A 10,222-nucleotide genomic window follows, 5' to 3' on the forward strand; every position below is an offset into this window, starting at 1 on the left:
GGCTGCTGCTGCGCGCTGATTATAGGCGTGCCAGTAGCCGGCAGGTGTCGTGGCGTGAGTCCTGTCCGGACGATGGATGACAAAACGGGCCGCATGGCGGCCCGTTTGCTGGTGGTGGGAAGATTCAGGAGCGTCTGCCGGCCGGTACTCTGGCCGTATTACGGCGTTGGGAATATTTGCTGTACTGGTATGTGGCAAACAGGATGGAGGCTGCGCCGGCGAGTTCCAGAATCAGGTTGAAAGTCGACAAATAATCCTCCTTGTTTGTTGCTCAAAGGTTCGTGTGGCTGCGCGTCAGGCCGGTTCGGCCTCGATGAAGAGCTCAGTCACTTTCTGGCGGCGGTGGCTGCGGGTCTCGCGCTTGAACATGCGGTCAAGGTTCAGTGCCGCGATGTGCGCCGCGCGGTCGATCGCGGCCAGCAAGTCGATGGCGCGCTCGGTTACCACGATGGGCTTGTGGCCGGGCACGGTGAGGTGAATCTGGCAGGCCTTGTCGACACCGCCCTTGGGGCCGTTTTCGTCGTTCAGGCGTACGGTTACGGCACCGACCCGCAGCAGCATGCGGTCGAGCGCCAGGCGGAGCCGGTTCATCACATAGTTGTGAGTGTTCTGGTCGAGCTTGAGATTCTTGACGATGATTTTCGGCTTCATGGTGTCAGCTCCTTCTGCAAGAGACGAATCCATCCTAACCCCCGCGCAGTCTTCGAGTAAATCGGATAAAGTTGGATTAACCTTCAGTAAAAATTGGATTGATTTTGTGAACTTCCGCCTCAACTTCCACCACCTTCGCTACTTCTGGCAGGTCGCCCGCGAGGGCAGCATGACTGGCGCCGCCGCCAAGCTGGGCCTGCGCGCGCAGACGCTCAGTCACCAGATCGGCCTGCTGGAGCAGGAGCTGGGCCGTGCGCTGTTTGCGCCGCAGGGGCGCGGGCTGGCGCTGACCGATGCCGGGCGCGAGGTTTTGCGCTATGCCGACCAGATTTTCCAGCTGGGCGAGGAGCTGCTCGGTAATCTGGATGACTCGGCGGCGCAGGCCTGTCTGCGCCTCAATGTGGGCATCTCGGACGTGCTGCCGAAAAACATCGCCTGCCAGTTGCTCAGCCCGGCGCTGGCCCTGCCACAAACGCTGAGGCTGACGTGCCACGAGGGCAGCACCGACCCGCTGCTGGCCGATCTGGCTCTGCACCAGCTGGATCTGGTGCTGACCGACCGTCCGCTCGGCTCGACCACTGCCCAGCAATTCCAGTGTGTCGAGTTGGGTCGCTGCCCGGTGTGGATTTTCGGCACGCCCCTGCTTGCCGAGCGCTGGGGTGATCAGGGTCTGGCAGGGGCGCCATTCCTGCTGCCTTCGCGTGGCAATATGCTGCGCAGCCGGCTTGAGCAGTGGTTTGCCACGCAGGGTGTGCAGGTCAATGTTGCCGGTGAATTCGATGATATTGCCCTGTTGCAGGCCTTCGGGCGTCGAGGGCTGGGTCTCTTTGCCGCACCGGCTTTTGCGCCGGATGATCTGGCGGGTGATGGCTCACTGATCGGGCTGGGCCTGCTTGAAGGCGTGGAGGAGTGCTTTTACGCCATCACGACACCACGCAAGCGCGAGCATCCTGCCGTGCGGGCGGTACTGCGCTGAGATTTGTCCCCAAAAGCAGGGCCGCAGCAAATGCTGCGGCCCTTTGCCCTGCACTCTGTTTTATTGCTTGACGGTTGCCGACGCGGCCGAGGCGGTGCTGGCTGCTTTCTTCTTGGCCTTGGCCTGTTTGGCTTTCTGCTCCTGGTAATTCTTGGCATTGGCCTGATCCGGCATCGCCTGGCCGGCCAGCGCAGGAAGCGAGAGTGCGCAGGCAATCATTGCGGTGAGCAATCTTCTCATTGCAAACACTCCATGTCGTTGTGATGACGCTAAATTTTAGACAAGTGATTGATGAGGAAAAGGTGAGGGTTTTGCATTGGCCGCCGGGCGGTCATGGTGAAATCCCGACAGCGCATGACAGCTGGCTTGCCAGCCGCTTTGCCCGCGCCTACTCTCTTGGTCACAACAACAATTCCATTTCAAACTAAGGATCGAGGGTCAAATCATGAAACTGCTGTTATTGCCTCTGTTGATGGCCGCTGCCTTTGCCAATGGCGCGCCGCTTTTCAGTGAAGATTTTGAAAGTGGCGACCTGAATGCCAAGTGGGTCGGCCAGAATGGTGACGGCTCCGTGCCGATGAATGTCACCATCGTCGATGATCCGCTGCGCCCGGGCAACAAGGTCGCACGGTTTGACAAGCCGGTTTTTGGCGGTGACATCTTCACCAAGATGACCTTTCCGGAAGGCAAGTACATCCTGAAATTCGAATACCTCGGCATGTGCGGCAACAACTGTGGTGGCACGATCGGTACGACGACCGATTTTCCCGGCCGCGATAAGTGGATTGCCGGTACGGCCAATTCCGGTTTTCCCGAGCGCATCAAGGACACCAAGAAGTGGGAAAGCTACGAGTTTGACTTCAAGCTGCGCGAACCCATGCACCTGACCATCGAGCAATGGGTGCAGTCCAATGGCGCAGGCAAGGATATTTACTTCGATAATATCCAGATCCTGCCGGCTGATGGTGCCGCCGCCGAAGCCAAGCCGGCCGCAGCTGCCGCTGTGGCGGCAGATGCCGTAGCTGCACCGGGCAAACCGCAGTGGGTTGGCTATTTCACTTCCTGGGGCAAGGGCGATGGCTTCTATGTGAAAAACATCGAAACCAGCGGCCAGGCCAAGAAGCTGACCGTCATCAACTATGCCTTTGCCAATGTGGTGAACAACAAGTGCGTGATTGGCCAGCCGGAAGATGATTACCTGAACCCGATTCCGGCCGAGTTCACGCTCGACGGCAAGGAAGACAAGGGCGATAACGGTCTCTATGGCCACTGGAACCAGCTCAAGCAGCTGAAGAAAAAGAACCCGAACCTCAAGGTTGTAATCAGCCTGGGTGGCTGGACCTGGTCGAAGTTCTTCTCTGATGCGGCTCTGCCTGCCAACCGCGAAGCCTTCGTGAAATCCTGCGTTGATCAGTTCGTGAAGGGTGATGTGGCCGGCAAGGACGGCAAGGTTGTGCCGGGCCTGGCCAAGGGTGTGTTTGACGGTATCGATATCGACTGGGAATACCCGGGCAGCCAGGGTGATGCCGGCAATATCGTCCGCGCCGAAGACACCCAGAACTTTACCGCCCTGCTGAGCGAATTCCGCAAGCAGATGAACACGGTCGACAAGAATCTGCTGCTGACCATTGCCGCTCCGGCACCGAGCAGCAAGACGGCCACGATCGAGCTGGGCAAGATTCACGCCCCGCTGAACTGGATCAACATCATGACCTATGACTTCTCGGGTGGCTGGTCCAGCGTGACCGGGCACAATGCCAACTTGCTTGGCACCAAGAAGGATTCGGGTGCGGTTGATATTGCCGTGAAGGATTATCTCGATGGCGGTGTTCCTGCCAACAAGATCGTCGTTGGTGTTCCGTTCTACGGTTATGGCTGGGTGGTCGCCAAAACCGACAACAACGGCATGTATCAGGCCGTTTCGGCCAAGGCCAAGGGCAAATTCGAGGCCGGGCAGGACAAGTATGACCTCGTGAAGGCCAAGCCGGGCAAGGTGTTCCGTGATGACGTTACCAAGTCGGCCTGGAAGTTTGACGGCAAGGAAGTCTGGACCTTCGACGATGCCGAAACCATGAAAACCAAGGTTGAGTATGTGAAGAAAAACAAACTTGCCGGCGTGATGGTGTGGGAGTTGTCTGGTGACAAGACTGGCGAGCTGAGCAATCTGATTGCCACTGAACTGGCCAAGTAATCGCGGCCTGCTTCAAGTAAAAACGGGGGCTTCGGCTCCCGTTTTTGCTGTTTGCGCTATAACTCAATCACTTTTCTGATGCGGGTGGCGACGGCCTGTCGGCCACGATGCGTTAAACTACTCGTTTCGCGGTAACTCGGTGAGAGTTGCCGGCGCATCATCATATTCAGTTCCGGAGTCCCGCCTTGCTGCAAACCTTCCAGTTTTTCGCCCCTTGTCCGCGCGGCCTTGAAGCCCTGCTCGCCCAGGAGATTACCCAGCTTGGTGCTCGCGATGTAAAGGCTGGTGATGGTGGCGTGGCATTTGCCGGTGCTCCGCTGATGATGTACCGCGTCAACCTGCATTCAAGGCTGGCGAGCCGTGTGCTGTGGAAGCTGGCCGAGCGGCCGTACCGCAGCGAGGACGATATCTATCAGCTTGCCCGTAGCGTCGAATGGCCGGCGTTGTTTGCGCTGGAAAACACGATCAAGGTCAGCGTCACGGCTATCAAATCGCCGCTGCGCAGTACCGAATTTGTCGGTCTGAAGGTCAAGGATGCGGTTTGCGATGCCTTCCGCGCCAAGACCGGTGCTCGTCCCAGCGTCGATACGCAGGCGCCGGACATGCGCATCCATGCCTTCCTCACCGATCGCATGGCGGTGATCTATCTCGATACCTCGGGCGAGCCGCTGTTCAAGCGCGGCTACCGCCGTGAAACCGGTGCGGCACCGCTGCGTGAGAACCTGGCTGCCGGCATCGTGCAGCTGAGTGGCTGGAAAGCCGATGAGCCGCTGCTCGATCCGATGTGCGGCTCGGGCACGATCCTGATCGAGGCGGCCATGCTGGCGCGCAAGATGGCGCCGGGCATGCAGCGCGATTTTGCCTTCCAGAAATTCCGCGATTTTGCGCCCGCCATCTGGCAGAAGCTGAAGGATGAGGCTCAAGCCGGCGAAACTCACCAGCCGCTGCAACTGTTCGGGCGCGACATCGACCGTACCGCGCTGCGCCATGCTGAAAGCAATATGAAGGCGGCGGGCGTTGCCGACACCATTGCGCTGGAATGGGGTGATTACCTGGATGCCGCGGCACCGGCCGATCATGGCGTGCTGCTGACCAACCCGCCGTATGGCGTGCGGCTGGAAGAACAGCAGCATCTGATGTCGCTTTATCCACAATGGGGTGATGTGCTCAAACAGTGCTTTGCCGGCTGGCGCGCCTATTTCTTTACCGGCGACATGCAACTGGCCAAGACGATCCGCCTGAAGGCGAGCAAGCGCACGCCGCTCTTCAATGGCGCGCTGGATTGCCGCCTGTTCGAGTTCCTGATGGTGCGTGGCGGCAACCGCGACAAATAGGTTTTGATGTATGTGCTTTCAGCCCTTTATCTATAGGGGCTGTGTTTGTATACCCTTGCCATTTTCCTGTTCGCCGTACAGCACAACCAGATTGTCACCCAGATCGTGTGCACGCTCCATGGTCGCTTCTGCGGCGAGGAGCAGGTCATCAATGGTCTGGGTTTCGTCGCGCAGCTCGCACACGGCAATACTGACTGAAACCGCGACGGGGTGCATGCCGACCATGCAGCCAGCCTCGGCGACGCGCTTGCGGATGCGCTCGGCGACAATGGCGGCACCGGCGAGGCTGGTGTCTGGTAGCAGCAGGGCCAGTTCTTCGCCGGCATAGCGTCCGGCAAGATCAAAGTCGCGGATCGACAGGCGGATCTGCGAGGCGACATATTGCAGCGCCAGATCGCCGCCGCCCTGGCCATGCATCCGGTTGATCTCGCGCATGCGGTCAACATCCAGCAACAGCATCGATACGGCTTTCTGCGCGCGTTGCGAGCGGTTCACTTCACGCTGGGCCAGATCAAGGAACTGCTGGCGGTTGAAGAGTCCGGTCAGCGGGTCGCGCACCCGTTCCTTTGCCAGGGTGTGTTCAGTGTCGCGCAGGCGCAGCCAGAGTACGGCGATCAGGATCACGAGCAGGGCAAACAAAAGCGAAAGCAGGGGCATGACTGGAAACTCCGTAACGCGTGTTTTGAGCATAGCAGTCCCGCCACAGCATGCAGCCCGAATCGGCTAGAATGGCCGGATGACTTCGCATGCCCCCGCTTCGGTATGCCTGGTGCGCCTGTCCGCGCTGGGTGATCTGTTTTTGCTGCTGCCCGCTGTGCAGGCCCTCTGCGATGGCTTGCCGCAAACGCGGATCAGCTGGCTGATTGAGCGCCGTTTTCTGCCGGCCGTCGCCCATCTTGCCGGGCGTATCGACCTGTATCCCGTCGATGGACCACGTACGCTGGCTGAATTTCGCCGCATCCGGCGGGATTTTTCCGACCGTAAATTCGATGTACTGCTTGCCATGCAGGCCAAGCTGCGCAGCAATCTGATCTACCCGCTGATCCGTGCCGACCGCAAGATCGGTTTCGATGCCCGACGGGCGAAAGACGGGCAAGGGCTGTGGGTAAACGAGCGCATTCCCCGTGCCGATGAACATCTTGCCGATGGTTTTCTCGCTTTTGTGCGCCAGCTGGGTGTGACTGAACAGCCAGCCAGCTGGGCGCCTCCGCTGCTGCCTGCAGCACTCGATTGGCGTGAGGCACTGCTCGGTGACGAGCCTTATCTGGTCTACAACCCGTCCGCAAGCAAGGCCGAGCGTGACTGGCCGCAGGCCTTGCAATGCGAATTTCTGCGTCGCCTGCCCGAAGCCGGCTGGCGTGGCCGGGTGGTGATTACCGGCAGCAATCCGGCGCAATCCGCTGAACTGGCTGCCTGTGTGCCCGACGGGCTGGGGCTCAGCCTGTGTGGCCAGACTGATCTGCCCCAGCTCTTTGCCCTGTTGGCCGGAGCAAGGGCACTGGTGTCGCCCGATAGTGGCCCGGTGCACATCGCCCGTGCCTATGAGGTGCCGGTGGTCGGCCTGTATGCCGTGGCGCGCTCCGCACTGAGCGGCCCGTGGCAGCAGAGCGGCTTCTGTGTTGATGTGTATGATGAGGCCGTGGGGCAATTGCTTGGCAAGGAGCCGGGCACGGTTGACTGGCACTTGCGTGTGCATGATGCGCGCGCGATGGCGCTGATTACAGTCGATGCAGTGCTGGCGCAGCTGGCCCGTGCGGTAGTGGTACAGCCGTAATGGCGCGCGCGCTCTACAGGCTGGCGCTGTGGCTGGCTTTCCCGCTGATCTGGCTGTATCTGCTCAGACGAGCACGCAAGCAACCCGCCTATCGCGAGCACTGGCGCGAGCGGCTCGGTTTTTATGATGCAGCACCCCAGTCCGGTCCGTGCCACTGGATTCATGCGGTTTCCGTTGGCGAAATGCGCGCGGCGGCGCCGGTTGTTCAGGAGCTGCTCACGCGCAATCCTGATACACGAATTCTGCTAACCTGCATGACGCCGACGGGTCGGGCCACTGCTGCCGAGGTATTGGCGGGCAGGGGCCAGGTTGTATACCTTCCCTACGATTACCCCGGAGCGGTATCTCGCTTTCTGCAGCATTGGCGCCCGCAGCTTGGCCTGATCATGGAAACGGAAATCTGGCCGAATCTGATTCATGGTTGCGCTGATGCGGGTGTGCCGCTTTACCTTGGCAATGCGCGCCTGTCGGAGAAATCTGCACGCGGCTACAGCCGGGTGGCAGGGTTGGTCGGCCCGGCACTGGCGCGTTGCGCCGGCGTACTGGCGCAGAGTGACGCCGATGCCGCGAGACTGACTGCGCTTGGCGCTCGCGATGTCCAGATCATGGGAAGCGTCAAATTCGATACGACCCCGGACGCCGGGCAGCGCCTGCGCGGACAGGAGTGGAGTAGCCGCATTGGCAAGCGGCCTGTATTGCTGCTGGCATCCAGTCGTGAAGGCGAAGAGGTTTTACTGCTGGATGCACTGACAGGCATCTGGCCGCAAGAGTTGCTGCTGGTTCTGATTCCGCGCCACCCGCAACGCTTTGACACTGTGGCCGAGCTGCTGCAGGCACGTGGCCTGCGCGTATTGCGGCGCTCAGAGTGGAATGACGAGGCGGCGATCACTCCAGATGTGCAGGTGCTGCTGGGCGACTCGATGGGCGAGATGACCTGCTGGTATGCGGCGGCGGCGGCCACTGCAGCTCCGGTGTTGATGGGCGGCTCGCTCCTGCCTTTCGGCAGCCAGAATCTGATCGAGCCCTGCGCGCAGGGCGTTCCGGTCGTGCTGGGGCCGTCAACCTTCAATTTTGCTGCGATTGCGGAAGAGGCGCTGGCCGCTGGTGCGGCCAGGCAGGGCGAGTCTCCTGCGCGCGCCATTGCCCTGGCCCTGGCGTTGCTGAGCGACGAGGGCGAGCGCAAGCGGATGGCCGAGGCTGGATTGCATTTTGCCGCCGCCCATCGTGGCGCAACCCGCCGTCTGGTGGATTATCTGCTTGTCGAAAAGGCCGCAGCCTGACGCTGGTTCAGCAGGTGCAAGCCCAGCCCGGCCAGAATCAGTACGCTGCCGGTGGCTAGCTGTGCCGATACCGTCTCATGATTGACGGCATGCCCGAGCCAGAGTGCGCTGGCGGGGGTGACCAGTGAAATCAGCGCCACCGAAATCGGCCGGCAGTTCTGGATCAGCTTGTAATACACGCTAAAACCCAGGGCTGAGCCGACAATGGCGAGATATAAGATTGCCGCCAGTGTCCTGGGTTCAGGGGGGGCTTGCGGCAGAGGCGTTCCGCCGAATAGCCAGACACCTCCGGTGATCATCGCGCAGATCAGTAATGCGCAGGTGTTGATGGCGGATGCAGACTGTCCCTCACTGTGGCGTTTCAGCAGCACCGCCCCTGCCGATTGCAGTGCAACCGCCAGCAGGATGACCGCAACGCCCAGCCAGCCACCGGGGCCGCTGTGCAGATGGCCGGCAAAGATGACCGCCAGTCCCGACAGGCCGCACACGATTGCGCCAAGTTCGCCGGCACGCAGGCGCTCGCCCAGCCAGAGCCAGGCAAACAGCGCCGTCATCAGGGGAATCAGTCCGAACAGGACAGCCACCAGCCCCGACGAGACATGCTGCGATGCCCAGTAGGTGCAAAGCATCGACGTGGCCGATGCCGTTCCGGCAATCAGGCCGCTGCGCCAGAGTGCCCGCGAAGTGAATGATGCATGCCGCCGCAGTTGCACCAGCAGCCAGACCACCAGCGCCGCCAGCGTAAAGCGCGCGGTAACCGCCAGGCTGAATGGCATGCCAGTCACGCTCCATTTGATCGCCAGCGGCGTTGTGCTCCAGAGCAGGGTGAGAAACAGGGCGGAGAGCGTGTTCATGCGGGCAAGAATAAAACATTTCAGCCTGTCGCTGCGGCATAGAAGTCATTTGTACTGATTTCGGCCATAATCCTGAGTAAAATTGTCGGATATGTCGAGTGGCCAGTTGGCCTGATGTTCTTTATCCGGGAGGGGTGATGAGTATCGAGTTTGATCAGGAAGGTCCGGGATTCGATGATCCGTTAGTCATGCTGCATGCCTGTCATGAGCGGGTGCGGCACTTCGCTGGACTGGGACTGAAGTTGTCCGCGCATCTTGCTGCGCATGGCAACGATGCCATGGCCCGCGAAGCGGCGGGCAAAATCCTGCGGTATTTCAGTGTGGCAGCGCCGCTGCATCACCAGGATGAAGAAGAGGATCTGTTTCCAGCCTTGCTGGACGCAGCTCCGGAAGAGCTCCGGATGCAGATCCGCCGGCTTGAGGCCGAGCATGCGGATCTGGCGGTGCTGTGGCGGCGGATGCGCACTGCGCTGGAACAGGTCGTGACTGGCGCGGCAGTGCTGGATGAGGAGTTGGCTCGCGAGTTCTCCGAGCGTTATCCCCGCCACGCCGATGACGAAGAGCAGCTCATCTATCCGCATGCCAGTCGCTTGCTGGACCGAACCATATTACATGAGATGGGCGCGCGGATGGCTGCACGGCGCAAGTACTAAGGGGGTATCAGGCTGTGGCCCTCTTATTTAAACGGCCTCAGGTCATTACTAATGGCTGTATCTTGCACTGCGCCGGAGTGGCCGGTGTTGGCGGATGCGGTGTGGTGGGTAATGGGGGTGAATCTGGTGCTCGGTTGGTGCTTTGCAAAACAAGCACTTGTCGCACTGGTTGATGTTTTTGTGGTGCGGGGTGTTGACGGGTTTGGAGGTGGCCGGTATAGTTCGGCCTCTCTGCTGCTGACGCAGTGAAGGAAACGAAGCGAAACGAAGAGTTTAGCGAGTTTTTCTGTGTCAGGGCAACGATCTTTAACAATCTACAGCCGATGAGTGTGAGTGCTTGGTTTGACCAGCACTCGCACTTAAGACAGAAGTAACAAGTACACACTTGTTGATTCTGAGTTTTAAGCAAGCGAGCGCAATTAAGTAGTAACAGTGATTAAACGAAAGAGTTTGATCCTGGCTCAGATTGAACGCTGGCGGCATGCTTTACACATGCAAGTCGAACGGAG

10 protein-coding genes and 1 rRNA gene are annotated in these 10,222 nt (G+C 60.1%); 7 read left to right on the forward strand and 4 right to left on the reverse strand.

Features of this window, described 5'->3' with window-relative positions; translation table 11 throughout:
• Positions 1-294: 294 nt before the first annotated feature.
• A complete protein-coding gene (locus H559_RS19925) occupies positions 295-651 on the reverse strand; it encodes an HPF/RaiA family ribosome-associated protein (protein ID WP_051279289.1) in 357 nt (118 codons plus the stop codon).
• A 106-nt stretch (positions 652-757) separates the two neighbouring features.
• Here H559_RS19925 and H559_RS0110655 point away from each other — a divergent pair, with 106 nt between their 5' ends.
• Entirely contained in the window at positions 758-1,627 is an 870-nt protein-coding gene (locus tag H559_RS0110655; RefSeq protein WP_034640779.1) for a LysR substrate-binding domain-containing protein, read from the forward strand.
• Between the two features lie 60 nt (positions 1,628-1,687).
• Here the strand turns inward: H559_RS0110655 and H559_RS22675 are convergent, their stop codons facing one another.
• Positions 1,688-1,867 (reverse strand): hypothetical protein, encoded by a 180-nt coding sequence (locus tag H559_RS22675; RefSeq protein ID WP_155845377.1) that lies wholly within the window; start codon positions 1,865-1,867, stop codon positions 1,688-1,690.
• A gap of 205 nt (positions 1,868-2,072) precedes the next feature.
• On the opposite strand from H559_RS22675, the gene H559_RS0110665 reads away from it, so the two are divergent.
• Both H559_RS0110665 and H559_RS0110670 read left to right on the forward strand, forming a co-directional pair.
• The gene (locus tag H559_RS0110665; protein WP_051279291.1) at positions 2,073-3,818 is read left to right on the forward strand and encodes a glycoside hydrolase family 18 protein; all 1,746 of its coding nucleotides are present in this window, start codon (positions 2,073-2,075) and stop codon (positions 3,816-3,818) included.
• A gap of 188 nt (positions 3,819-4,006) precedes the next feature.
• Positions 4,007-5,152 (forward strand): THUMP domain-containing class I SAM-dependent RNA methyltransferase, encoded by a 1,146-nt coding sequence (locus H559_RS0110670; protein ID WP_034640839.1) that lies wholly within the window; start codon positions 4,007-4,009, stop codon positions 5,150-5,152.
• 30 nt (positions 5,153-5,182) lie between these two features.
• Here H559_RS0110670 and H559_RS21730 read toward each other — a convergent pair whose 3' ends face one another.
• Positions 5,183-5,809, reverse strand: coding sequence for a GGDEF domain-containing protein (locus H559_RS21730; protein ID WP_051279293.1), 627 nt, complete (start codon positions 5,807-5,809; stop codon positions 5,183-5,185).
• A gap of 79 nt (positions 5,810-5,888) precedes the next feature.
• On the opposite strand from H559_RS21730, the gene H559_RS0110680 reads away from it, so the two are divergent.
• On the forward strand, positions 5,889-6,926 hold the full coding sequence (locus H559_RS0110680; protein WP_028452700.1) for a glycosyltransferase family 9 protein: 1,038 nt from the start codon (positions 5,889-5,891) through the stop codon (positions 6,924-6,926).
• A complete protein-coding gene (gene waaA / locus H559_RS0110685) occupies positions 6,926-8,206 on the forward strand; it encodes a lipid IV(A) 3-deoxy-D-manno-octulosonic acid transferase (protein ID WP_028452701.1) in 1,281 nt (426 codons plus the stop codon). The genes H559_RS0110680 and waaA overlap by 1 nt, the downstream gene beginning before the upstream one ends.
• Here the strand turns inward: waaA and H559_RS0110690 are convergent.
• Positions 8,176-9,060, reverse strand: a complete 885-nt coding sequence (locus tag H559_RS0110690; protein WP_028452702.1) for a DMT family transporter — start codon at positions 9,058-9,060, stop codon at positions 8,176-8,178. The two genes, waaA and H559_RS0110690, sit on opposite strands and share 31 nt — an antisense overlap.
• Positions 9,061-9,158: 98 nt before the next feature.
• On the opposite strand from H559_RS0110690, the gene H559_RS0110695 reads away from it, so the two are divergent.
• Together H559_RS0110695 and H559_RS0110700 are read left to right on the forward strand one after the other, a co-directional pair.
• On the forward strand, positions 9,159-9,713 hold the full coding sequence (locus tag H559_RS0110695; protein WP_155845378.1) for a hemerythrin domain-containing protein: 555 nt from the start codon (positions 9,159-9,161) through the stop codon (positions 9,711-9,713).
• Between the two features lie 438 nt (positions 9,714-10,151).
• A 16S ribosomal RNA gene (locus H559_RS0110700) occupies positions 10,152-10,222 on the forward strand; the annotation flags it as partial.

Source organism: Chitinilyticum aquatile DSM 21506, from assembly GCF_000430805.1.
GTDB classification, from domain to species: domain Bacteria; phylum Pseudomonadota; class Gammaproteobacteria; order Burkholderiales; family Chitinibacteraceae; genus Chitinilyticum; species Chitinilyticum aquatile.